Origin of the sequence: Shinella zoogloeoides (genome assembly GCF_022682305.1) — a bacterium.
Classification (GTDB): Bacteria; Pseudomonadota; Alphaproteobacteria; order Rhizobiales; family Rhizobiaceae; genus Shinella; species Shinella zoogloeoides_B.
The window spans coordinates 605,355-628,524 of sequence record NZ_CP093528.1; the positions used below are offsets into that span (position 1 = coordinate 605,355).

The 23,170-nt window shown below is 66.2% G+C and carries 25 protein-coding genes; 12 read left to right on the forward strand and 13 right to left on the reverse strand.

Annotation, left to right across the window (positions count from 1 at the left end):
* Positions 1-2: 2 nt before the first annotated feature.
* On the forward strand, positions 3-362 hold the full coding sequence (locus tag MOE34_RS02955) for a hypothetical protein (RefSeq protein WP_242220847.1): 360 nt from the start codon (positions 3-5) through the stop codon (positions 360-362).
* Positions 363-457: 95 nt separating this feature from the next.
* Positions 458-877: an MAPEG family protein gene (locus tag MOE34_RS02960; RefSeq protein ID WP_242220849.1), complete on the forward strand. Its 420-nt coding sequence runs from the start codon at positions 458-460 to the stop codon at positions 875-877.
* Positions 878-890: 13 nt separating this feature from the next.
* On the opposite strand, the gene MOE34_RS02965 is transcribed toward MOE34_RS02960, so the two are convergent.
* Both MOE34_RS02965 and MOE34_RS02970 read right to left on the reverse strand, forming a co-directional pair.
* Positions 891-1,466 (reverse strand): GNAT family N-acetyltransferase, encoded by a 576-nt coding sequence (locus MOE34_RS02965; RefSeq protein WP_242220851.1) that lies wholly within the window; start codon positions 1,464-1,466, stop codon positions 891-893.
* On the reverse strand, positions 1,460-2,413 hold the full coding sequence (locus tag MOE34_RS02970) for a LysR substrate-binding domain-containing protein (RefSeq protein WP_242220854.1): 954 nt from the start codon (positions 2,411-2,413) through the stop codon (positions 1,460-1,462). The genes MOE34_RS02965 and MOE34_RS02970 overlap by 7 nt, the downstream gene beginning before the upstream one ends.
* Positions 2,414-2,685: 272 nt before the next feature.
* Here MOE34_RS02970 and MOE34_RS02975 point away from each other — a divergent pair, with 272 nt between their 5' ends.
* Positions 2,686-2,982: a DUF1127 domain-containing protein gene (locus MOE34_RS02975; protein ID WP_242220856.1), complete on the forward strand. Its 297-nt coding sequence runs from the start codon at positions 2,686-2,688 to the stop codon at positions 2,980-2,982.
* Positions 2,983-3,131: 149 nt separating this feature from the next.
* Here MOE34_RS02975 and MOE34_RS02980 read toward each other — a convergent pair whose 3' ends face one another.
* From MOE34_RS02980 to MOE34_RS03005, 6 genes are all read right to left on the reverse strand, one after another.
* A complete protein-coding gene (locus tag MOE34_RS02980) occupies positions 3,132-3,980 on the reverse strand; it encodes a DUF937 domain-containing protein (protein ID WP_242220858.1) in 849 nt (282 codons plus the stop codon).
* 86 nt (positions 3,981-4,066) lie between these two features.
* Positions 4,067-5,440: a glutamate--cysteine ligase gene (locus tag MOE34_RS02985; protein ID WP_242220860.1), complete on the reverse strand. Its 1,374-nt coding sequence runs from the start codon at positions 5,438-5,440 to the stop codon at positions 4,067-4,069.
* Between the two features lie 134 nt (positions 5,441-5,574).
* Complete coding sequence (locus tag MOE34_RS02990; protein WP_242220862.1) at positions 5,575-6,312, reverse strand: 16S rRNA (uracil(1498)-N(3))-methyltransferase; 738 nt, start codon at positions 6,310-6,312, stop codon at positions 5,575-5,577.
* 10 nt (positions 6,313-6,322) lie between these two features.
* Entirely contained in the window at positions 6,323-7,825 is a 1,503-nt protein-coding gene (locus tag MOE34_RS02995) for an inorganic phosphate transporter (protein ID WP_242220864.1), read from the reverse strand.
* A gap of 69 nt (positions 7,826-7,894) precedes the next feature.
* Positions 7,895-8,407 carry an NUDIX hydrolase gene (locus MOE34_RS03000; RefSeq protein WP_242223721.1) on the reverse strand — a complete coding sequence of 171 codons (513 nt, stop codon included), beginning with the start codon at positions 8,405-8,407 and terminating at the stop codon, positions 7,895-7,897.
* A gap of 81 nt (positions 8,408-8,488) precedes the next feature.
* Positions 8,489-9,283, reverse strand: a complete 795-nt coding sequence (locus MOE34_RS03005) for a FadR/GntR family transcriptional regulator (protein WP_242220866.1) — start codon at positions 9,281-9,283, stop codon at positions 8,489-8,491.
* Between the two features lie 144 nt (positions 9,284-9,427).
* Between MOE34_RS03005 and MOE34_RS03010 the strand changes: the two genes are divergently transcribed.
* Positions 9,428-10,705, forward strand: coding sequence for a DUF3422 family protein (locus MOE34_RS03010; protein ID WP_242220868.1), 1,278 nt, complete (start codon positions 9,428-9,430; stop codon positions 10,703-10,705).
* A 13-nt stretch (positions 10,706-10,718) separates the two neighbouring features.
* On the opposite strand, the gene MOE34_RS03015 is transcribed toward MOE34_RS03010, so the two are convergent.
* Entirely contained in the window at positions 10,719-11,615 is an 897-nt protein-coding gene (locus MOE34_RS03015; RefSeq protein WP_242220870.1) for a LysR family transcriptional regulator, read from the reverse strand.
* Between the two features lie 160 nt (positions 11,616-11,775).
* Here MOE34_RS03015 and MOE34_RS03020 point away from each other — a divergent pair, with 160 nt between their 5' ends.
* The 3 genes from MOE34_RS03020 (at position 11,776) to glcF (ending at position 15,885) form a co-directional block, all read left to right on the forward strand.
* Positions 11,776-13,212 carry an FAD-linked oxidase C-terminal domain-containing protein gene (locus tag MOE34_RS03020; protein ID WP_242220872.1) on the forward strand — a complete coding sequence of 479 codons (1,437 nt, stop codon included), beginning with the start codon at positions 11,776-11,778 and terminating at the stop codon, positions 13,210-13,212.
* A complete protein-coding gene (locus tag MOE34_RS03025) occupies positions 13,209-14,417 on the forward strand; it encodes an FAD-binding protein (protein ID WP_242220875.1) in 1,209 nt (402 codons plus the stop codon). The genes MOE34_RS03020 and MOE34_RS03025 overlap by 4 nt, the downstream gene beginning before the upstream one ends.
* Positions 14,418-14,586: 169 nt before the next feature.
* Positions 14,587-15,885: a glycolate oxidase subunit GlcF gene (gene glcF, locus MOE34_RS03030; protein ID WP_242220878.1), complete on the forward strand. Its 1,299-nt coding sequence runs from the start codon at positions 14,587-14,589 to the stop codon at positions 15,883-15,885.
* Between the two features lie 78 nt (positions 15,886-15,963).
* On the opposite strand, the gene MOE34_RS03035 is transcribed toward glcF, so the two are convergent.
* Positions 15,964-16,674, reverse strand: coding sequence for a L,D-transpeptidase (locus MOE34_RS03035; RefSeq protein WP_242220880.1), 711 nt, complete (start codon positions 16,672-16,674; stop codon positions 15,964-15,966).
* Between the two features lie 173 nt (positions 16,675-16,847).
* Positions 16,848-17,588 (reverse strand): L,D-transpeptidase, encoded by a 741-nt coding sequence (locus MOE34_RS03040; protein ID WP_242220882.1) that lies wholly within the window; start codon positions 17,586-17,588, stop codon positions 16,848-16,850.
* A gap of 220 nt (positions 17,589-17,808) precedes the next feature.
* On the opposite strand from MOE34_RS03040, the gene MOE34_RS03045 reads away from it, so the two are divergent.
* Positions 17,809-18,438 carry a DNA-3-methyladenine glycosylase I gene (locus MOE34_RS03045; RefSeq protein ID WP_242220884.1) on the forward strand — a complete coding sequence of 210 codons (630 nt, stop codon included), beginning with the start codon at positions 17,809-17,811 and terminating at the stop codon, positions 18,436-18,438.
* 160 nt (positions 18,439-18,598) lie between these two features.
* Positions 18,599-18,814, forward strand: coding sequence for a hypothetical protein (locus MOE34_RS03050; protein ID WP_242220886.1), 216 nt, complete (start codon positions 18,599-18,601; stop codon positions 18,812-18,814).
* 48 nt (positions 18,815-18,862) lie between these two features.
* Here MOE34_RS03050 and copM read toward each other — a convergent pair whose 3' ends face one another.
* Complete coding sequence (gene copM, locus MOE34_RS03055; RefSeq protein ID WP_242220888.1) at positions 18,863-19,243, reverse strand: CopM family metallochaperone; 381 nt, start codon at positions 19,241-19,243, stop codon at positions 18,863-18,865.
* 68 nt (positions 19,244-19,311) lie between these two features.
* Positions 19,312-19,638 (reverse strand): hypothetical protein, encoded by a 327-nt coding sequence (locus MOE34_RS03060; RefSeq protein WP_242220890.1) that lies wholly within the window; start codon positions 19,636-19,638, stop codon positions 19,312-19,314.
* A gap of 129 nt (positions 19,639-19,767) precedes the next feature.
* Between MOE34_RS03060 and hisS the strand changes: the two genes are divergently transcribed.
* From hisS to hisG, 3 genes are read left to right on the forward strand one after another with little or no spacing between them, the layout of a single operon-like run.
* Complete coding sequence (gene hisS / locus MOE34_RS03065) at positions 19,768-21,282, forward strand: histidine--tRNA ligase (protein ID WP_242220892.1); 1,515 nt, start codon at positions 19,768-19,770, stop codon at positions 21,280-21,282.
* A gap of 4 nt (positions 21,283-21,286) precedes the next feature.
* A complete protein-coding gene (locus MOE34_RS03070; RefSeq protein ID WP_242220894.1) occupies positions 21,287-22,420 on the forward strand; it encodes an ATP phosphoribosyltransferase regulatory subunit in 1,134 nt (377 codons plus the stop codon).
* A complete protein-coding gene (gene hisG / locus MOE34_RS03075; protein ID WP_242220896.1) occupies positions 22,417-23,112 on the forward strand; it encodes an ATP phosphoribosyltransferase in 696 nt (231 codons plus the stop codon). The genes MOE34_RS03070 and hisG overlap by 4 nt, the downstream gene beginning before the upstream one ends.
* Positions 23,113-23,170 lie beyond the last annotated feature (58 nt).

Sequence of the window (23,170 nt, forward strand, 5' to 3'; positions counted from 1 at the left end):
TCATGAGGAAGATACTGGCTGGCGCCCTGCTGGGCCTGGGACTGATCGCGCCTGCGCAGGCGCAAACCGTCAATGCCGGAACCTATACCGTGGAGGGCACGAATCTCGACGGCTCGTCCTACAACGGCACGGCGACGATCGAGCTGACCAGCGAGACGACCTGCGCCATCGAGTGGAATACCGGCGGAACCACGTCCAACGGCATCTGCATGCTCTACGACAACGCCTTTGCGGCCGCCTATGTGCTGGGCGATGCGGTCGGCCTCATCGTCTACGAAGTGCAGAGCGACGGTTCGCTGCACGGGGCCTGGACGATCAGCGGCAAGGACGGCTCCGGCACGGAAGTGTTGACGCCGCAATGAGATAGAGCCTTCGGCTTGCCGGGCGGCGGTTTCCGGTTGAGGCTTCCGCCGTAAACACCTATTCAAAAGGCTGAGCCGCAAGCCGAAGGATTACCATGTCTCCCCCGGAAGCCACGATCTGGCCGATGATCGCGCATGTCGCACTCGTCTTCTGCCTCTACCTGTTGCTCTCCTCGCGCCGCATGGGCGCGGTCAGGGAAGGGCGGGCGCAGCCCGACCAGTTCCGCGAGAACCGCGAGGAGCCGGCCGAAAGCCTCGTCGTCAAGAATGCCATCGCCAACCAGTTCGAGTTGCCGGTGCTCTTCTATGCGGTGAGCATCCTTCTCTATCTCGTGGATGCCGACAACACGGTCACGGTGGCCGGCGGCTGGCTGTTCGTGGCGCTGCGCTATGTCCATGCCTATGTGCATGTCACCAGCAATCGCCTGCGCTATCGCCGCCCGCTCTTCATCGCCGGCCTTCTGGTCGTCATGCTGCTGTGGATATGGCTCGGCGTCTGGCTTGCCATGACCTGACGGCCGGCGGCACTCACGCCGCCGGCAGCGTGAGCCGCATGGCGCAGCGCGTGTCGCGCGGCAAGCCATGTTCGGCTTCCATGTCGAGCACGCCGGCAAGGCGCGGGGAAAGCCCGGCCTCGTCGAGCAGGCTGAAGCCGAGCCGTTCGTAGAACGGGCAGTTCCACGGAATGGTGCGGAAGGTGGTGAGCGTGACGGCTGCTAGGCCGCGCGCCGCCGCCGCCTCGACCGCATGGCGGATCAGCTTCCGGCCGATACCGAACCCCTGGTGGAGATGATCCACCGAAATCTCCCAGATGTGCAGCTCCGGTCCGGCGATCTCGGCGCTGAGGAAGCCGACAGGGCTGTCGCCGTCGGCGGTCGCCACCCAGTTCGTGCCCTTGGCGATGAGGTCCAGATGCCGCCCGGCGTCCTGCACGTCGCCGGTGGCGATCCAGGAAAGCGCCTCGATCAGACGGAAGGCCTGCGCGGCGGATCGTTCGATCCGCTGCAACGGCTCGACTTCGTCCTTGCGGGCGGGCCTGATCGCCACCGTGGATGGGCCGGGCCTGCCGAGGGGCGCGCCATCCACGGGAATGAGGGTCACCATCCGGGGAGGATCTGCCCGGGCCTCAGCCGCGGCATGCGCGGGAAGACCTTCACCTCTGCCTCGGGCAGGTCATCGGCCGCCGTCAGCGGCGTGATGTTGTCGAGGCAGGCGGTGATGTGGCTGGTGATGGCGTTGGACAGCGAGGGCGAAAGGCCCGGCCGGCGCATGATACCGATCTGCACGGGAGCGAGCGGCGGGAAGCCGTCCGCCTGCGTCAGCACCTTCATGCCCGGCCGAAGCGCCGATTCCGGCAGCACCGACACGGCCATGCCCGCCATGACGGCGGCGGCGACGACGGTGGAGGACCAGCTCGTGAACAGGACCTGATAGTCACGCCCGACCGAATCGAGCGCCGCGCAGGCGATCTGCCGCCACTGACAGTCCCGCCGGCCGACGGCGAGCGGCACCGGCGCGTTTTCCGGCAGCGGATGGTTGGCGGACATGACCCAGCACAGCGGTTCGGTCCGTACCACGTCCGACTGGCGCTGGCGCGGATTGTGCGTGACGAGCGCGATGTCCAGCTCGCCCTTCGCCATCTTCTCGGCGAGGTCCACGGAGGGTTCGCACACGATATACAGCTCGACATTCGGATGCGTCTTGGCAAAGCGCATGATGATCTCGGGCATGTAGCGGTCGGCATAGTCGTCCGGCGTGCCGATGCGCAGCATGCCTTCGAGGCGGTTGTCGTCGAAGGCGGCGATGGCCTCGTTGGTGAGGCGCAGCATGCGGCGGGCGTAGTTGAGCAGGCGCTCGCCCTCCGCCGTCAGCCGGTTGCCGCGGCCGTCCTTCATGAAGAGCTGCTTGCCGATGCGTTCCTCAAGGCGCCGCATCTGCATGGAAACGGCCGACTGGGTCTTGAACACCCGCTCCGCCGCCCGCGTGAAGCTCCCGGTATCGGCGATCGCGACGAAGGTCTGAAGCTGATCTATGTCTAACGGAGCGGACATAACGATACCCATAAGATTGTTTGATTGATACTATTAGAAACATTCGTTGGACTGATCAATGAGATTCTGCGAAAAAGCAATTGTTGAACGATGACCTGTCCAACGGTCAACGTTCTTCGGAGAATGCCGCTTCGCCGCAGGCCTCCCGGTGAGTGGCCCCCACTTGAAATCAGCTCTGAACCGCCGCCCGTTTGCGTGGGCGGCAACGATCACAGGTATCGCGTGAACCCCATCGGGACGATGGTGCGCGGGACCGGAAAGGAGAAAATGCCATGCGCATGATCGACCGTAAGATGGAAATCGATATTCTCGCGACGCGCCGGCCGACGCCGGGCCTCTTTGCCCGCGCCCGCAGCGCCGCTTCCAGATTTATCCGTGCATGGCAGAATCGCCGGCTGATCGAACGGCTGAGCGAGCTGGAGGATTACCAGCTCTTCGACATGGGGCTGTGCCGCAACGATGTGAAGGATGTGCGCGCCGCATCCTACTTCTCCGATGCGGGCCTGCATCTGACGATCGCGGCGCGCGAGCGCGCCCGTCGCCATCTGCGCAGCGGCCGAACGGATTGATTGTGTCGTCCCGGCGGACGGGACGACAGGAGACTTCCCCGCAGGGTGAGAGCCAATAACCCTGCCGCTTGCCCGGCGTGCGATCCCCAAGGTCCGCGCCGGGCTTTTTCTTGGCGGTGCGGGCGTCTTCCAGCAGGCTGCCCGATTGCTCAGGCCTTCTTGCCGCCGCCGGCCTCCATGCCGTTGCGCATGGTCTCGAAGATCGACTCGATGTTGCGCTGGTAATCCTTCTGCATTTCCAGGCCCGTATCGAACATCGTGTTGACGAGGCTCTTCAGCGAGTCCGCCGCAGACCCTTCTTCCGGCGCGCTCGGTTTCCCGCTCGCCGGCTGGCCGCCCATGCCGGCCATCATGTCCTGGAAGGCCTTGGCGAAGGGATTGTCGGTAAAGGGATTGGACGGCGCGTCCTTCTTCGTGCCGAAGAATTCCTGCGCGGCCTGCGTGAAGGGATTGTCGGTGAAGGGGTTGGCCGGTTCCGGCTTCTTGGCGAAACCGGTCGCCTCGGCCCATTGCTGCATCATGTCGGCGAGGGGATTGGCCTGCGCCGTGCCGCCCGTGCCTGCGCCGGGGAAGAACGGCGCGAGGGACTGCTTGAAGATTCCGCCCATCAGCGCGCTCGCCATGGCCGGCAGCATCTGCTTGTAGATTTCCTGGCCGATGCCGGTCATCTGCGCCGCTTGCGCGGCGATGGCGCGCGAGACGTCCTTGTTGCCGAAGAGATGGCCGAGGATGCCGTTGCCTTCCGCCATTCCCTGCGGCGTGAAGGCCTTGCCCATGTCCTCGAAATATTTCGCATGGTCGCCGGTGGTCAGCGCCTTCATGAAGGCGGCCATGTCGTAGGGATTGGCGGCATTGCGCTTGAAGCCCTCGGAAAAGGCTGGCATCAGCGCCGCGACGGCCTTGGTCGCCTGTTCCTGCGCCAGGCCGAACTGCCGCGCCATCACCTCGACGGCATTGCCGTTCTGTGCCTGCATCATCATGTCGTAAAGCGAAACCATCGCAAACCCCTTCCCTGGCAGGCACATGCATGTGCCTGCACTATAACGGGAATCTCAGCCGCGCAAACCGCTTTCTTGGGGCAGGCTCAGTACTGGTACTCGGCGAAGACCGGCTCGACAGAGCCGTTCCAGCGGCCGTTGTAGAGCGCCAGCATGTCCTCGGCCAGCGTCGCCTTCTTGGCCAGCACCTCGTCGAGCGGGGCAAGGAAGACCGTTTCGTCGACACCGTCGCCATTGACGCGCGCCCGGGCGGCAAGGCCCTGGCGGGAGATCGAGACGACTTCGCGGGCGACGTCGAGCAGCGGCTTGCCGCGGAAATCGGCCTTGAGGCCCTCGGCCGGCACGGCGTTGCGCAGCGCGGTGACTTCCTCGACCGTCCAGTCGCGCGTCAGCGCCTCGGCGGCGTCGAGCGCGCCGTCGTCATAGAGCAGCCCCACCCAGAAAGCGGGCAGCGCGCAGATGCGCCGCCACGGGCCGCCGTCGGCGCCGCGCATCTCGAGGAAGCGCTTCAGGCGCACATCGGGGAAGAGGGTGGAGAGGTGGTTCGTCCAGTCGCCGAGATTCGGTTCGTAATCGGCGACCTCGCCCTTCAGCGCGCCGGCCATGAACTGGCGGAACGTGACATGCGTGCAGTCATGGTACTTGCCGTCGCGCACGATGAAGTACATCGGCACGTCGAGCGCCCATTCGACATAGTTCTCGAAGCCGAAATCCGGCTTGAAGGCGAAGGGGATGAGGCCGGCGCGATTGTTGTCCGTGTCGCGCCAGATGTCGCCGCGCCAGGAGAGAAGGCCGTTCGGCTTGCCCTCGGTGAAGGGCGAGGAGGCGAAGAGCGCGGTCGCCATGGATTGCAGCTTCAGCGACACCTGCATCTTGCGGCGCATGTCGGCTTCGCTGGAGAAGTCGAGGTTCACCTGGATCGTGCAGGTGCGGTACATCATGTCGAGGCCCTGGCTGCCGACCTTCGGCATGTAGCGGGTCATGATGTCGTAGCGACTCTTCGGCATGCGCGGGGTTTCGGCGAAGGACCATTTCGGGCTGCCGCCCATGCCGAGGAAGCGGATGCCGAGCGGTTCGGCGATCTCGCGGAGCGTGGCGAGATGCTGGTTGGATTCCTTGCAGGTCTGGTGCAGGTTTTCCAGCGGTGCGCCGGAAAGCTCGAACTGGCCGCCCGGTTCCAGCGAGATGGCGCCCATGCCGGTCGGCTCGGCAAGGCCGATGATGTTGCCGGCATCCATGATCGGCTCCCAGCCGGTCTTCGCCTGCATGCCGTTCAGTAGCGCGGAGATGCTGGCTTCCCCGAAATAGGGGACGGGGCTGTTGTCCGCCGTAAAGAAGACGAATTTCTCGTGCTCGGTGCCGATGCGGAACTTCTCCTTCGGCTTGTTGCCGTCGGCGAGGTATTCCGCCATGTCCGCGACGGAGCGGATGGGCGTCTGGTCGGTGGTGTCACGGGCCATGGGCGTCTTCTTCTGAACGGATGGCGCCCGGCGAGCGCCGGGCATGGGAGGGTGCTTGAACCGGAATTAGATGCGGTGCAAGCGAATTCCTTTCAAGGCAGATTCAAAAAAATCCAACCGAGCTTTGCGCGTTGTCAGGTCCAGTCGCCTATGGCCGCCTGGATGACCGCCATTGCCGCCACCGCCGCCGTGTCGGCGCGCAGGATGCGCGGGCCGAGCGGAATGGGCGTCACGAAGTCGAGACCGCGCAGCAGCGCCCGCTCCTCGTCGGAAAAGCCGCCTTCCGGGCCGACCAGCAAGGCCAGCTTGCGTTCCGTTATCCCTTGCAGCGCCGGAAGTGGATTCTGGCTGCCATGGCCCTCGTCGCAGAAGACGATGCGGCGCTCGCGCGGCCAGTCTGCAAGCAGGTCCTCCAGCTTGCGCGGCGAGGCGACGCGCGGAATGGCGAGGATGCCGCACTGCTCCGCGGCCTCGACGGCATTGGCCTCCAGCCGCTCGAGGCTGGTGATCTTGCCCTGCACATGCTGCGTCATGACCGGCTGGAGGATGCCGGCCCCCATCTCCACGGCCTTCTGCACGAGATAGTCGAGCCGGCCGACCTTCAGCGGTGCGAAGAGATAATGTAGGTCGGAGGGTTCCGGTTGCGGCCGGGTCTGTTCCACGGGCGTCAGCAGCAGGCGCTTGCGCGTCGGGAAGGAAAGCTCGGCCCGCCATTCTCCATCACGCCCGTTGAACAGCAGCACCGCGTCGCCTTCCGCCATGCGCAGCACGTTCGTCAGGTAATGGAAATGCTCCTTGGCGGCCTCGAAGGCCACGCCCGCCGCGAGGGCGTCCGCCACGAAGAGGCGCTGCATCCGGTAATTGGCGCGCATGGTCTGCCTCTCAGGTGAAGAGTGCGTTGAGGGCGAGGAAGACGAGGGCCGCAAGGGCTGCCGAGACGGGCAGCGTCACGATCCAGGCCGAGACGATCGTCATGAAATGCGAGCGGCGCACGAGATAACGCCGGCGGGTCTCGTCCGGGTTCGCCGCCGGCTCTTCCGATGCGACGCGGTTGCCGCGGCTGCGGATATAGTCGATGCGGCGGCGGGAATTGCGGGTGTACCACTCGCGGAACAGGCCGACGCCGAACACAGCGCCGACCGCGATATGCGTGGAGGAGACGGGAATGGCGAGCGCCGAGGCCGTCAGCACGGCGACGGCGGAGGAGAGCGCCACGCAGAAGGCGCGCATCGGGTTGAGCTTGGTGATCTCGTTGCCGACGATGCGGATGAGGCGCGGGCCGAAGAGCAGAAGGCCGAGCGAGATGCCGAAGGCGCCGATGACCATCACCCAGAGCGGGATCGCCGTTCCGCCGCCGGCTGCGCCCGTCCTCAGCGCCGAGACCACGCCGTAGAGCGGCCCGACGGCGTTCGACACGTCGTTCGCGCCATGGGCGAAGGAGAGCAGCGCCGCCGAACAGATCAGCGGCAGGCGGAAGAGCGTACGCAGCGACTGGTTGCGGTTGTCGAGGCCTTCCGCGTGGCGGCGGATGATCGGCCGCGTGATGACATAGGTCGCAATGCCGAAGCCGAGGCCCACCAGCAGCGCCTTGCCGAGGGAAAGGTCATAGAAACCGTTCGTGCCGCCATTGGCGAGGAAGGCCGCGAAGGAGCCGGCCATGAGCGCGACAAGGACCGGCACCCAGGTCTTGGCCGCGTCGATCTTGTCCTCGCGGTAGATGATGAATTCCTTGATGAAATAGAGGAACCCCGCCGCGATCACGCCGCCGAGGATCGGCGAGGCGGTCCAGCTCACCACGATGACGGCGATCGAATCCCATTGCACGCTCTTGAAGCCGCTCGCCGCCGCGCCCGCCCCGATGACGCCGCCGATGATGGCGTGGGTGGTGGAGATGGGCGCATTGGCGAGCGTTGCGATGTTGATCCAGATCGCGGCCGAGACGAGGGCCGCCATCATCGCCCAGGCATAGGCGTCGGGGCTTGGGAAGATCGCCCGGTCGACGATGCCGGAGGCGACCGTCTGGGCAACGCCCTGGCCGGCGAGCAAGGCCCCGGCGATCTCGAAGATCGCCGCGATGATGAGGGCGACGCCCATGCTCATGGCGCGCGCGCCGACGGCCGCGCCCACATTGTTCGTCACGTCGTTCGCGCCGATGTTCATGGCCATGTAGGCGGCGAGCGCCGCCGTGACGGCGATGACGAGCACGCCCGGCGCGCCGGTTGCGAAGGATCCGGCGACGGCCATGGTGATGAGCAGGAAGACGAGCGATATCCCGACACCCGTCCACGACCGCAGCACGAAATGCGTGGCCTGTTCGGTGAAGGTCAGTTTTTCCAGATCCTTGTCCAGCGTCGGCTTGCCGAGCCGGACCTGAGAATTCGCCATTCCTGCTGCTCCGTTTCGCCGCAAGGCACTATCGCCTCATGGCACAGGCGGCAATATGAGAAAGGCCCGTCAGGCGCCGGCCGCGCCGTTTTTGGCGCCGGGAACGGCCTCGCCGAGGATTTTCCGCTCGAAGGCGATGAGGAGCGTCTTCAGGCCCGGCTCCTGCACGCGGCTGGCGGCCTCGGCGCAGTCGACCCATTCGGCGCGGCGCTCGCCCTTTTCTGGAAAGTTCTTGCAGACGTCGTCGACGGCGAGCGGGAAGACGCGCACCCGGCAGTCGACCTTGAGGCCGTGCGGCAGGCCCTTCATGTAGTGGTAGCTGCCGACAGGCTCCGCGCCGACCGTGCCCTTCACGCCGGCCTCTTCCCAGGCTTCGCGCGCGGCGGCGGCCGATGCGCTCTTGCCGTCCATCGGCCAGCCCTTGGGAATGACCCAGCGGCCGGTGTCGCGGCTGGTGATGATGAGGACCTCGACCGCCGCGTGCTTCTTCTTCACCCGATAGCACAGCGCGCCGTACTGTTCGCGCACGGGCCGGCGGAACATGAGATGGACGTCGCTGACGATACGGTTGAGAATGTTCAAGGTCTTTTTCATTCCTCTTGTCGGGAAGTGCTCGTTGAGTCGTTATCGGACATCTTGCTTGCGCGAGATTTGCGGCGCAAGTCAGGCTTGTGGGGGCAGGCGGCGCTTTTGCAGGCGCAACTGGGAAATTCTCTGCCATTCCCCGCTGCGTGCCGCCTCGCGGATCGCGACGGCGATATAATCCATATGCGCCTGCGCGGCGTTCCGCGCCGCATTGCCGTCGCCCACCATGATGGCGGCATGGATGGCCTCGTGCTGGGCGAGGAGGTCCGCGCGCGCCGCCGGCGAGGAAAAGACGAGGTGGCGATGGAAGAAGATGCCCTGCGTGAGCAGCCGGTAGCAGGCGCGCAGCGTGTGCAGCAGCACGATGTTGTGCGCCGCCTCGCCGATGGCGTTGTGCAGGTCGACGTCGGCCTGCAGTTCGGCGTCGAAGGAGCCTTCGGCATGGGCCGTGCGCATCGCCTGCATGATGCGCGTCAGCGCCTGCCGGTCGTAGTCCGTTGCGCGGCGGGCGGCGAGGTCCGCCGTGATGCCCTCCAGTTCGCGGCGGTATTCGATATAGTCCTCCGTCGCGCGCTGGTGGCGGGCGATGAGATCGACCACGGGGCGGGAAAAGACCTGGCCAATGATATCGGCGACATAGGTGCCGTCGCCGTGCTGGCTGATGAGCAGCCCCCGGCTCTCCAGTTCCTTCAGCGCCTCGCGCAGGATGGGGCGGGAAACGTCGAGGCGCCTGGAAAGCTCGCGCTCGCCCGGCAGCTTGTCGCCGTCGCGCAGCACCCCTTCAAGCAGCAAAAGCTCGATCTGCCGCACGACCTCGTCCGAGGTCCGGCTATGGCTGATGCGGGAGAAAAGGTCGAAGTCGGTGTCGCTCACACCGCCGATACTACCCAAGCGGGCGGAAACTGGTCAACAATCTTGTCCAGTCCTCGCCTTTCGGCCTGCGTCAATGCGCCCTATCGGCGCATGCCTGACATTTGTTAAGACTATGCCGTTGCGCATGAGGGGGAACGTGCAGACATGGCAAAGGGCAGCTTCGCCTTTCCGCAGGCGACCGCGCGTGCGCAGGCGCTCGGGGAAATTCATGCAAGACCGTATGCGCTGGTGCCGTCGCCGCGCGTCATCTTCCAGCTCGCCTTCCTGACGGAGGGCGGCTCGGCCGTCGATCATGCCGTGATGGCGGAACTGTCGCGCTCGCGCGGCATCTCGCCGCCCGGCCGCGATTCCAGCCACCACGCGCTGAGCTGGGGGCAGGGCACGCTGCGCTGGGAGCGGCACACCGAATTCTCGACCTATTTCTGGGATGCGCCGGTGCCGGAGAAATTCGGCGGCGAGGTCGCGGTCCATCCGTTCGGCGACAGCTTCTCGCCGCCCGGCACGCTGATCTCGGGCATCCGTCTGGAAATCCGCCCCGATTCGCCGGAAACGCGCGAGGCGATCGCTACCTTCGATCCGACGAGCCTCTGTTACAGCGAGATCAAGAACGGCCAGGGCGTCGTCCTCACCGACTTCCGACAGAACGGCGACGGGCTGACGCAGATCCTCGTCATTGATCGCGGCATGACCGAGGCGGGGAGGGGTGCGCTCGTCCAGCGCCTGCTCGACATCGAGACCTACCGCACGCTCGCCATGATGGGGCTGCCGCTCGCCCAGTCGCTGTCGCCGGAAATCCGCCGCATCGAGGATGGGCTGACCGGCATCACCAACGCCATGAAGCAGCATGCCCGCGACAGGGCCGACGCGCTTCTGACGGAGATCACCCGCCTTGCCGCCGAGCTGGAGGCCAATGCCGCGCTCAGCCTCTATCGCTTCGGCGCGAGCCGCGCCTATTACGGCATCGTGCAGGAGCGCATCCGAACGCTGGCCGAGACCGCGGTGCCGGGCTACGAGACGCTGGGCTTCTTCCTGGAACGCCGGCTGGCGCCCGCCATGCGCACCTGCCAGTCCGTCGAGGAGCGGCAGGCGAACCTGTCGCGCAAGCTCGCCCGCGCCACGGCGTTGCTGAGAAGCTGGATCGACGTGGAACTGGAGCAGCTCAATTCGACGCTGCTCAATTCCATGGACCGGCGCGCGAAATTGCAGCTCCGCCTGCAGCAGACCGTCGAAGGCCTGTCGGTGGCGGCGATTTCCTACTATGTCGTCGGCCTCTTCGGCTATGTGGCCAAGGCCGCACACGGCCTCGGTCTGCCGATCAAGCCGGAAACGCTGACCGGCGTCGCCGTGCCCTTCGTCATCCTCGGCATGTGGCTGCTCGTCCGCGCGATCCGTCACCGGCACGCGGAAGAGGACCGGCACTGACCGGCTGAAGGCCTCAGCGCTCCCAGTAGGGCAGGGGGCCGAACAGTTCGGCGAGATAATCGATGAACAGCCGCACCTTGACGGGCAGGAACTGCCGGCTGGGATAGACCGCCGACAGCACCACGTTGCGCGAGCTTTCGTAGTCGGGCAGCACCTGCACCAGCTCGCCGTTCTTCAGCGCCGGGCCGATATCCCAGGTCGAGCGCAGCGCGATGCCCATGCCGGAGGTCACCGCCTCGCTCACCACTTCCGAGGAATTGGTGTAGAGCGGTCCTTGCGGGCGATAGGTGACGCTGCCCTCCGGCCCTTCCAGCCGCCAGACGTCCTGCGTGTGCGGCGGCAAGCAGACATGCTGGGCAAGGTCCTCGAGCGTGGCCGGCACGCCGCGGCGGGCGAGATAGCCGGGTGAGGCGCAGAGCACGCGGCGCACCGGGGCGAGCCTGCGGGCGACGAGGGACGAGTCGGACAGTTCGCCGATTCGGATGGCAAGATCGAAGCCGCCGCCGACGATATCGGAGAAGTCGTCGGTCAGGATGAGGTTGACGACCAGCTCGGGATACTGGTCCATGAAGCCCTTGAGATGGGGCGCGATATGCATGCGGCCGAAGGAGGTGGGCGCGGAAATCCTGAGCGAGCCGCGCACCGCGCCGGACCGGCCGGACACGAAGGCTTCCGCCTCCTCGATGCCGGCGAGGATGCCGACGATGCGCTCGTAGAAGCCCTGTCCGGCCTCGGTCAGCGAGATTTGCCGCGTCGTGCGCTGGAAGAGGCGGGTGCCGAGGCGTTCCTCAAGTCTTTTCACGCGCTTGGAGACGACGGCCGGGGAAAGTCCGAGCGCGCGGCCTGCGGCGGACATGCTGCCCATGGCGATGACGCGGGAGAAGATTTCGAGGTCGCCGAGATTTGTCATGCAGTCGCGTCCATTGTTTCCGAAGCGGACAAAATGCTTAGCATTTGCGGGCGGTAATAGGAAGTGGTAAGAAAAATGGACCACTTTGCATGTGCCCGAAAAAGGGCATAGTGCTTTTGCATCCGGTGTTGTGCGTGGAAAAGGCGGGGGAGGCAAGGATATGGATCAGATCGGGTTCCTGGAGCCGCGCGCCGCGGTGCTTGCCCGCCGCCGGGAAATCGTCGTCGATCTCCTCGACCTTCTGCCGGAAGGTTGCCTCGTCCACGAGCCGCGCGAGCTGGTGCCCTTCGAGACCGACGCCTTCGTCTCCTATCGCCGCCTGCCGCTCGCCGTCGCCCTGCCGGAGACGACGGAACAGGTCGCGGCGGTGCTGAAATACTGTCATCGCTATGGCGTGCCCGTCGTGCCGCGCGGGGCGGGCACCTCGCTTTCCGGCGGCACGATCCCGCAGGAGGACGCGGTCGTCGTCGGCCTTTCCAAGATGTCGCGCATCCTGGAGGTCGATTATGCCAACCGCTCGGCGACCGTCCAGGCCGGCGTCACCAATCTTGCGATTTCCGATGCCGTGTCCGCCGACGGCTATTTCTACGCGCCGGACCCGAGTTCCCAACTCGCCTGCACCATCGGCGGCAATATCGGTATGAATTCCGGCGGCGCGCACTGCCTGAAATACGGCGTGACGACCAACAACCTGCTCGGCGTCAAGCTGGTGCTCATCGACGGCACGATCATCGAGCTTGGCGGCAAGGCGCTCGATGCCGGGGGGCTGGACCTGCTCGGCGTGGTTTGCGGCGGCGAGGGCCAGCTCGGCATCGTCACGGAGGCGACGGTGCGCCTCATCGCCAAACCCGAGGGCGCGCGCCCGGTGCTTTTCGGCTTCGACAGTTCGGAAGAGGCGGGGGCCTGCGTCGCCGATGTCATCGGCGCGGGCATCATTCCCGTCGCCATCGAGTTCATGGACAAGCCCGCCATCGAAATCTGCGAGGCCTTCGCGCAGGCCGGCTATCCGATGGATGTCGAGGCGCTGCTGATCGTCGAAGTCGAGGGTTCGGAAGCCGAGATGGAGGCGATGCTGGCCAGCATCATCGAGATCGCCGGAGGCCATGGCGTGAAGGTCGTGAAGGAAAGCCAGTCCGCGACGGAAGCGGCGCTGATCTGGAAGGGCCGTAAATCCGCCTTCGGCGCGACCGGCCGCATCGCCGACTATATCTGCATGGACGGAACGGTGCCGCTCGGCCAGCTTTCGCACGTGCTGCGCGGCACGGCGGAGATCGTCGCGAAATACGGCCTGCGCGTCGCCAACGTCTTCCATGCCGGCGACGGCAACATGCATCCGCTCATCCTCTTCAACGCCAACGACCCGGAAGAGGCGGCCAAGGCGGAGGCGGCCGGCAACGACATCCTGAAACTCTGCGTCGATGCCGGCGGATGCCTCACCGGCGAGCACGGCGTCGGCATCGAGAAGCGCGACCTGATGCGCCACCAGTATTCGGATGTGGATCTTGCACAGCAAATGGCGGTGCGCGCCGCATTCGATCCGCAATGGCTGCTTAATCCCTCCAAGGTCTTCCCGCTCGAAGGGCGCCCCGCCGCATGACGCCGATCCATCAACCGCTTTCCGAAGAGGCCGCCGCCCGGCTCGTCCAGGCCGCCGCGCTGTCGAAAACGCCCCTCGCCATCCGGGGTGGCGGCACGCGTAGCCTGCATGCCGCGCCGGAAGGCGCAGAGCAGCTCTCCTCGCGCGGCCTGTCCGGCATCCTCGCCTACAATCCGGCTGAAATGACCATGACAGCCCGCGCCGGCACGCCGCTGGAGGCGGTGGAGGCCGCGCTTGCCGAAAAGCGCCAGATGCTCGCCTTCGAGCCGAACGACCTGCGCGGCGTGCTCGGCACCTCGGGCATCCCCACCATCGGCGGCGTCTTCGCCACCAATGCCTCCGGCCCGCGCCGCTTCACGGCAGGCGCGGCGCGCGACAGCCTGCTCGGCGTGCGCTTCGTCAACGGCAGGGGCGAGGTGGTGAAGGCCGGCGGGCGCGTGATGAAGAACGTCACCGGTCTCGATCTGGTCAAGCTTCTCGCCGGCTCGCACGGCTCGCTGGCGCTGCTGACCGAAGCCACCTTCCGTCTGCTGCCGATGCCCGAAACCGCCGTGACCATCGTCGTCTCCGGTCTCAACGACGCGGAGGCCGCTGCCGCCATGGCGACGGCCATGTCGATGTCCGTGGAGGTCTCCGGTGCGGCGCATCTTCCCGAAAGCGTGCGCGGCCGTTTCGCCGGCGGCGCGCTGCCCGATGGCGCGGCAACGGTGCTGCGCCTCGAAGGGCTTGCCGCCTCCGTCGCCGTCCGTGCGGAAAAGCTGGTTGCCGCCATGGCCCGCTTCGGCGCCGTCTCCCGCTTCGACGCGGAAACGACGCTCCGCCTCTGGCGCGAGATCCGCGACGGCGCGCCCTATGCGGATGGCACGCCCCGCCCGCTCTGGCGTGTCTCCGTGGCCCCGACCGCCGGCCAGCAGCTCGTCGCGGCGCTCCGCCTCGAAGCCGGCGTCGACGCCTTTTACGACTGGCAGGGCGGCCTCGTCTGGCTGCGCATGGAGGCCGATCCCGAGGCCGCGCTGCTGCGCCGCTACGTCAAGGCCGTCGGCGGCGGGCATGCGACCCTGCTGCGCGCGCGGCCGGAGGTGCTGGCCGCGGCGCAAACGCACCAGCCGCAGCCGGAGGCCGTGGCGCTGCTGCAGGCGCGGGTGAAGGCGAGTTTCGATCCGGATGGGTTGTTCCGGTCGCGGATGGTGGGTGGCCAACAATGATCGCTTGCGTGACTGCCCCTCATCCCCCTGCCGGGACCTTCTCCCCGCAAGCGGGGAGAAGGAGGAAAACGGCGCGCCCAGCGCTCCTCGCCCCGTTTACGGGGAGAGGATGCCGGCAGGCAGGTGAGGGGCAGCGGCGCCAAGGCCGGCATGAAAAGGACGCCCGCTGATGCAGACCAACTTTACCCCCGAACAGCTCGCCGATCCCCATGTCGCGTCCTCGGAGAAAATCCTGCGCAAATGCGTGCATTGCGGCTTCTGCACCGCCACCTGTCCAACCTATGTGACGCTCGGTAACGAGCTGGACAGCCCGCGCGGCCGTATCTACCTCATCAAGGACATGCTGGAGAACGGCCGTCCGGCCGATGCCGAGGTCGTGACCCATATCGACCGCTGCCTCTCCTGCCTTTCCTGCGTGACCACCTGTCCCTCCGGCGTCGACTACATGCACCTCGTGGATCATGCGCGCATGCATATCGAGGCGACCTACAAGCGGCCCTTCCGGGATCGCATGGTACGCAACGTGCTCGCTGCCGTGCTGCCCCACCCGGGCCGCTTCCGCCTCGCGCTGAAGCTGGCGGCGCTTGGCCGTCCCTTCGCCGGCCTCTTCAGGCGTTTCAAGCCGCTGGAACCCTTTGCCGCCATGCTCGACCTTGCGCCGCGCAGTCTGCCGAAGGCCGCAGGAAACGCCGGGCCCGGCACGCATCCCGCCGCCGGGCCGCGGCGCGGGCGGGTGGCGATCCTCTCGGGCTGTGCCCAGCCGGTGCTGAAGCCGGAGATCAACGCGGCGACGATCCGCCTCCTGACCCGCCTCGGCGTGGAGGTCGTGGCCCCGGCGGGGGAAGTGTGCTGCGGCTCGCTCGTTCATCACATGGGTCGGGAGGAGCAGGCGCTGGAGGCGGCGCGGCGCAATGTCGACGTCTGGCTTGAGGAAGTCGAGAGGGACGGGCTGGATGCGATCATCGTCACCGCGTCCGGCTGCGGCACCACGATCAAGGATTACGGCTTCATGCTGCGCCTCGACGCCGCCTATGCCGGCAAGGCGGCGCGCGTCTCGGCTCTTGCAAAGGACGTGACGGAATATCTCGCGACCCTCGACCTGCCGCAGCAGGAGGCGAAGGGGCTGACGGTCGCCTATCACTCGGCCTGCTCCATGCAGCACGGCCAGAAGATCACCATGGCCCCCAAGACGCTTCTGAAGAAGGCGGGCTTTGCGGTGCGCGATCCGGCCGAGGGGCACCTGTGCTGCGGCTCGGCGGGCACCTACAACATCCTCCAGCCGGAGATTTCGGCAAAGCTCAAAGTGCGCAAGGTCAGGAACATCGAGGCACTGAAGCCGGACGTCATCGCCACCGGCAATATCGGCTGCATCACCCAGATCGCGACGGGCACGCAGGTCCCGATCCTGCATACGGTCGAACTGCTCGACTGGGCCTATGGCGGCACGAAGCCGGCCGCGCTTTCCTGATTTCGCGGCGCGCCGCCGGCTGAAACGAAGATGCCGGCGCAAGGCCGGCATCTGGAAGCGGATGGAAGTGATCCTGGCTCAGCCGCCGAAGCCGAAGAGCGTGCCGAGGAAATCCACGCCCCGGTCGTTGTAGCTGATCGCACCCTGCTTGTTGCCGGGGCCGACCACGATGACCTTGGTGCCGACATCGGCGCGGGCGTAGAGATGCTCCACGTCCTTGTTCATCATGCGGATACAGCCGGACGACATGTTCTGGCCGATCGTCCAGGGCTGGTTCGTGCCGTGGATGCGGAAGATTGTGTCCTGGCCGCCCTTGTAGAGGTAGAGCGCGCGCGCGCCGAGCGGATTGTCCTCGCCGCCTTCCTGGACGACCGGCAGGATGCGGCCCTTCTTGGCCTCGCGGCGGCGCATCTCGGCCGGTGGGGTCCAGCTCGGCCATTCCGCCTTGCGGCCGACCTTCACCACGCCCGACCAGCCGAAGCCGTCGCGGCCGACGCCGATGCCGTAGCGCGTCGCCCGGTTGTTGCCCTCGACATAGTAGAGATACTTGTTGTTCGTATCGACGATCACGGTGCCCGGCGCCTGGTCGGTCACGAAGCGCACCTTGCTGCGCTTGTATTTCTGGGCGACCTGTTTCTTGCTCTGCGGCTGGGCGACGAGCGTGACATTCGACGTGGTCTCGACCTGGCTGCCCTTCGGGGCGCCGGGGAAGGCGTTCGCCGATGTGACCGGCATGATCGCCGTGACGGCGAAGGTGGCCGCCAGCAGGAGCGATGCGTGTTTGCGCATGGTTATTTCCCTCTCAATCCTCAATTCCGCGAGGCTAGCCGAGTCTCGACCGATTTCAAGCCTTGCCAGCGACAAGACGGGCGGGAGGGCGGATTTCTTCGCGGGATGGTGCCGGAAAACGCGCATTTCCGGCCCATCGGACCGGAAATGTCACAGATTCGGGATCGGCTGCGTCAGATCACGATGACCCTGGTGCCGACCTTCACGCGGTCGTAGAGATCGACCACGTCCTCGTTGCGCATGCGGATGCAGCCGGAGGAGACCGCATAGCCGATCGTCCAGGGCGCGTTGGTGCCGTGGATGCGGTAGAGGGTCGAGCCGAGATACATGGCGCGCGAGCCGAGCGGATTGCCTGGGCCGCCTTCCATATAGGCCGGCAGGTAATGGCCCTTGGCCGCCTCGCGGCTGATCATCTCCTGCGGCGGCGTCCAGCCCGGCCATTCCGCCTTGCGGGTGATCTTGTGCGCGCCGGCCCATTCGAAGCCCGGCTTGCCGACGCCGACGCCGTAGCGCCGCGCCTTGCCGTCGCCGAGCACGAGGTAGAGGAAGCGGTTGTTGGTGTCGATGACGATCGTGCCGGCCTTGTGCTGCGTTTCGTAGGAGACGAGCTGCGGCAGATACATCGGGTTGAACTGGGTGCGGACCGGCTTCTGCGCCCGGCCGGTTGCCGAGACCTGCTCCACGCGTGCGACGCCGTCCTGGCGGATGACGCGGCGCTGCTCGACGCGCTGGCGCTGGACGATGCGGCGCGTGTTGACGGCGGGCTGCACGCCCTCGCCGGTGAGCTGCATCAGCCACGGCGCGGTGAGGTCGGGACTGACGATGACGGGCGGCCGGCTCTGATAGCGCTCGCCCGCATGGGCGGCGGTGGTGGTGGCCAGAAGGGTTGCTGCTAGAAGGGTGCGTATCAACATCGGACGTACTCGCTACTGATCGTCGCCGGGATGCGCCGCCGGATTCGGGAGATGCGGCGCCGGTTCGGGTGAGATGCTTGCACCCTTCGATGAAGCGAAAGGTAAACGCGCGTTCATTCGATATGCACGATGACGGGAAAGCTTTGAGTAGGGTTATTGCCGGCTTTCCAAAAGTGGTTGATGAGTGGTAAATCGGAACAAAAGGAAAACGGAGACGGCGATGACGGAACTGGGACTTGTGGTGGGCGAGGACGGGCGCACGCGTTGCGCATGGCATGGGGGCCTCGACGACTATCGGCGCTACCACGACGAGGAATGGGGCCATCCCGTCACCGGCGATCACCGCCTGTTCGAGAAGATCTGCCTCGAAGGGTTCCAGTCGGGCCTGTCCTGGCTCACCATCCTGCGCAAGCGCGAGGGGTTCCGCGCGGCCTTCGCCGGCTTCGACTTCGACAAGGTCGCCGACTTCGGTGACGCCGATATCGCGCGCTGCCTTGCCGATGCCGGCATCGTGCGTCATCGCGGCAAGATCGTCTCGACCATCAACAATGCCCGCAGGGCGCAGATATTGCGCGACGAGTTCGGCACGCTGGCGCGCTACTTCTGGAGCTTCGAGCCGAAGCCGGACGAACGGCCGGCGCGGGTGGACTGGGAGACGATCCGCGCCAACCCGACGACGCCCACCTCCGTGCGCCTGTCGAAGGACCTGAAGAAGCGTGGCTGGACTTTCGTCGGCCCCACCACGGTCTATGCCTTCATGCAGGCCATGGGCCTCGTCAACGACCATGTGGAAGGTTGTTTCTGCCGCGCGGAAGTCGAAACGAAGAGAAATCTGCTCCAGCGGCCATGATTTGTCTCTCGCTGCGACAAATAGTTGTTTGATTCTACAACGAATCATGTAGCTTAAGGTTGAGCGGCAAATTCATACATCGGTATAGTTCTGGGGTCGACGCGCGCAGGCGCAGTCACGATGTGCCGCTTTGTGCTGAATGATTTGGCATGAGGGGAACATGACGCCAAATACATCTACCATCGAAGAAACCCGTCTCAAGTCCTGGGCCTGTGACAAGGCGCAGGAGATCATGCTGCGGGAAGGCTTCCGTCTGATCCGGTCCGCCCGTACCGGCAGCAATATCGAAATCCGTGAGACGAGCCTGATCATGGCCCGCGTCATCGCGGCCTCGCTTGTCGAGGCCTCGTCCGCGGGACGACCGGCGGGGGAATAGGCCGGGACCAAGACCCGCCGGGAGACCGGCGGGCCTCGTCATGCGGGCTTACTTGGCGTTCTTCGACAGCCAGTCTTCCATCATCCTGATCTCGCCCTCCTGGGCGCTGATGACGTCTTCGGCGAGCTTGCGCAGCGCCGGGTCCTTGCCGTGTTCCAGCTCGACCCTTGCCATGTCGATGGCGCCCTGGTGGTGGGCGATCATGCCGCGCACGAAGTCGACATCGGCATCGCCGGTGAAGTCGAGCGCCATTCCGGCATGCATCTTGTCATTGGCGGCGATGAAGGCCTTGGTGGAGGCGCTCTCATCGGCAGCCGGCTCGCTGGCGGTCATGCCCTGATGGGCGGAATGATCGGCCTCCTGGGCGAAGGCCGGCAGGGCGAGGGCGAGCGAAAGGGCTGCGCCGAGAAGCATGGTCTTTGCGTTCATTGTCTTTTCCAGTTCTGAAACGTGTTCGAGAGCCGGGGCAAATGCCCCGGGGCGTTCGTTCGACGCGTTCAGAACCGGGGAGGGGGATTGAGCGGGCGCAGCGCAAGGCCGGCAAGCTGCGGCGTGACGGCCGGCAGCCGGCTTGAAAGGCTGGAGAGGCGGCCCGGCGCTTCCAGCCGCTCGGCCTCGATCGCGAAACAGGCGGCACAGGCCACGGGATGTGCCATGGGTTTGGCTGTGCCCTTGCCCTCCGCCTCGTCGCCGGTTTCCCCGGCCATTGCGTGCATGGCATGCATGCTAGCCGGCTGGGCGACCGTCATCGTCGCCGCCATCGCCGGAATCCATCCGGCAAGCACGGCGCCCAGAAGGGCGAGGACGAAGAGAATCTGTCTCATGGCGGAAGAGATAGGTGCACGCCGCGCGAAAGAAAAGGGGCTGTCTGCGAAGATGCCTGCGCCCTTGCCGCTGCCCGTTCAATCCGCTAGGGAAACCACAACGGAAATACAGGAATTTCGGGTATCCCGATGAGCGAAAAGCAGAAAAAACCGCAGAAGCTGAAAGCCCGCCTGCCGCGCGGCTTTGTCGACCGTGACGCCGCGGACATCCGCGCGGTCAATGAGATGACGGCGCGCATCCGCGAGGTCTACGAGCGCTACGGCTTCGACCCGGTCGAAACCCCGCTGATGGAATATACCGATGCGCTCGGCAAGTTCCTGCCGGACAGCGACCGCCCGAACGAGGGCGTGTTCTCGCTGCAGGACGACGACGACCAGTGGATGAGCCTGCGCTACGACCTGACGGCGCCGCTCGCCCGTCATGTCGCCGAGAATTTCAACGAGATCCAGCTTCCCTACCGCACCTATCGCGCCGGCTACGTCTTCCGCAACGAGAAGCCCGGCCCGGGCCGCTTCCGCCAGTTCATGCAGTTCGATGCCGACACGGTCGGCGCGGCCGGCGTGCAGGCGGATGCCGAAATGTGCATGATGTTCGCCGACACGATGGAAGCGCTCGGCATCAAGCGTGGCGACTACGTGATCCGCGTCAACAACCGCAAGGTTCTCGATGGCGTGCTGGAGGCCATCGGCCTCGGCGGTGAAGATAATGCCGGCGCGCGCCTCACCGTGCTGCGCGCCATCGACAAGCTCGACAAGTTCGGTCCCGAGGGTGTCCGGCTGCTGCTCGGCGAAGGCCGCAAGGATGAATCCGGCGACTTCACCAAGGGCGCACGCCTTGCCGCCGACCAGATCGAGAAGGTGCTCTTCTTCGTCGGTATCAAGGACTATGCGGAAAGCGCCGCCGACCTCGCCAAGCTCGTCGAGGGCAGCGCGCGCGGCAGCGAGGGCGTCGAGGAACTGAACCAGATCGGCCATCTCGTCACGTCCGCCGGCTACCAGCCGGACCGCATCAAGATCGACCCCTCCGTCGTGCGCGGCCTTGAATATTACACCGGTCCCGTCTTCGAGGCCGAGCTGCAATTCGCCGTCACCAACGAGAAGGGCGAAAAGGTCGTCTTCGGCTCGGTCGGCGGCGGCGGGCGCTATGACGGCCTCGTCTCGCGCTTCATGGGCCAGCCGGTGCCGGCCACGGGCTTCTCCATCGGCGTCTCGCGCCTGATGACGGCGCTGAAGAACCTCGGCAAGCTCGGCCAGTCCGAGGTGGTCGCGCCCGTTCTCGTCACCGTCATGGACGGCGACATCGAGAGCATGGGCCGCTACCAGCACTTCACGCAGGAACTGCGCGCTGCCGGCATCCGCGCGGAGATGTACCAGGGCAACTGGAAGAAGTTCGGCAACCAGCTCAAATATGCCGACCGCCGCAACGCCCCCATCGCCATCATCCAGGGCGGCGACGAGCGGGCCGAGGGCGTGGTGCAGATCAAGGACCTGATCGAGGGCAAGCGCCTTTCCGGCGAGATCGAGGACAACACGTCCTGGCGCGAGGCGCGCGTGGCGCAGGTTTCCGTGCCGGAAGCCGAACTCGTCACCAGGGTCCGCGAAATCCTAGAGGCGCAGGCCGAAGACCGGGCGCGGGCCGTCTGACGCCATGCCGCTCGCAAACCTCCCCGCCTTCGCCTCCGACCTGATCGCCGCGCTGGAAGCGCTCGGCACGGAGCGCGTCGACACGCCGGTGATCCAGCCGGCCGAACCCTTCCTCGACATGGCGGGCGAGGACCTGCGCCGGCGCATCTTCATGACGGAGAGCGAGACCGGCAAGAGCCTGTGCCTCCGGCCCGAATTCACCATCCCCGTCTGCCTGCGCCATATCGAGACGGCAACCGGCACGCCGAAGCGCTACGCCTATCTCGGCGAGGTCTTCCGCCAGCGCCGCGAGGGGCCGAACGAATTCTACCAGGCCGGCATCGAGGATCTCGGCGAGCCGGATGTCGCCCGTGCCGACGCGCGCGCCGTCCGCGATGCACGCACCGTCCTTGCGAACGGCCTGCCGGGCGTCGATCTTTCGATCGTGCTCGGCGACCAGTCGGTCTTCGAAGCGGTGGTCGCGGCCTGCGGCCTGCCGGCCGGCTGGCAGAAGCGGCTGGTCCACGCCTTCGGCAACCAGGAGCGCCTGCAAAAGCTGATGGCCGATCTTTCCGATCCCGCGCCCTCGGGCGTCTTCGGCCCGGAGGTCGATCGTCTCGCCATCCTCGGCACGCTCGAGGACGAGGCGAAGCTGGTCGCCCATATCGACGCGACCATGGAGGCGACCGGCTATTCCACCAATGCCAGCCGCAGCCCCGCCGATATCGCACGCCGCCTGCGCGAGAAGATGGAGCTTGCCAATACCCGTCTCGACAGCCGCACGCTCGCCCTGCTCAAGGAATTCCTGGCGCTGGAACTGAGCCTTGCCGAGGCACCCATGGCGCTCGCCGCCTTCGCGGACAAGGCCGGCCTTTCGCTCGGCGCGGCGCTGGCGCGGTTCGAAAGCCGCGTTTCGGCGCTGCGTGAGATCGGTGTCGATCCGGCGGGCGTCACCTACCGCGCCGCCTTCGGCCGCCCGCTCGATTATTATACCGGCCTCGTCTTTGAGATCGCGCCGGCGGGCGGCGACCTCGTGCTGGCCGGCGGCGGCCGCTTCGACCGGCTGCTGACGCTGCTCGGCGCGAAGGAACGCATCCCCGCCGTCGGCTTCTCGCTCTGGCTCGACCGTATCGAAAGCGTGAAGGGAGCCGCGGCATGACCATCACCATCGGCCTTCCCTCCAAGGGGCGCATGAAGGAGGATAGCTCCGCCATCCTCGCCCGCGCCGGCTTCCCCGTCACCGCCGTCGGCAACGACCGCTCCTACCGCGGCCGTGTCGAGGGGCGCGACGATATCGAGATCGCCTTCCTCTCGGCGTCCGAAATCTCCCGCGAGATCGCCAACGGCACCGTCGATTTCGGCGTGACCGGCGAGGACCTCGTGCGCGAAGGGCTGGCGGAAGCCGACGCCCGCGTCGAGTTCTGCGCCCGCCTCGGCTTCGGCCATGCGGATGTCGTCGTCGCCGTGCCGGAAATCTGGCTCGACGTCGACACCATGGCCGACCTTGGCGACGTCGCCGCGGACTTCCGCGCCCGCCATGGCCGACGCCTCACCATCGCGACCAAATACTGGCGGCTGACGCAGCAGTTCTTCTCCGGCAACCACGGCATCCAGCTCTACCGCATCGTCGAAAGCCTTGGCGCGACCGAAGGCGCGCCGGCCTCCGGCTCGGCCGATATCATCGTGGACATCACCTCGACCGGCTCGACCCTCGTAGCCAACCACCTGAAGATCCTCTCCGATGGCGTGATCCTGAAGTCGGAAGCCTGCCTCGTGCGCGCCCGCAAGCCGGAGCATGCGGGCAATGCCGTGGTGGCGGAGATCGCCGAGGCCGTGCGCGCCGCGCTTTGAGGGACGCAAACGAAGGCCCCGGCGGCGCGGCCATGCGTTGACGCCGTGCGCCGGAGCG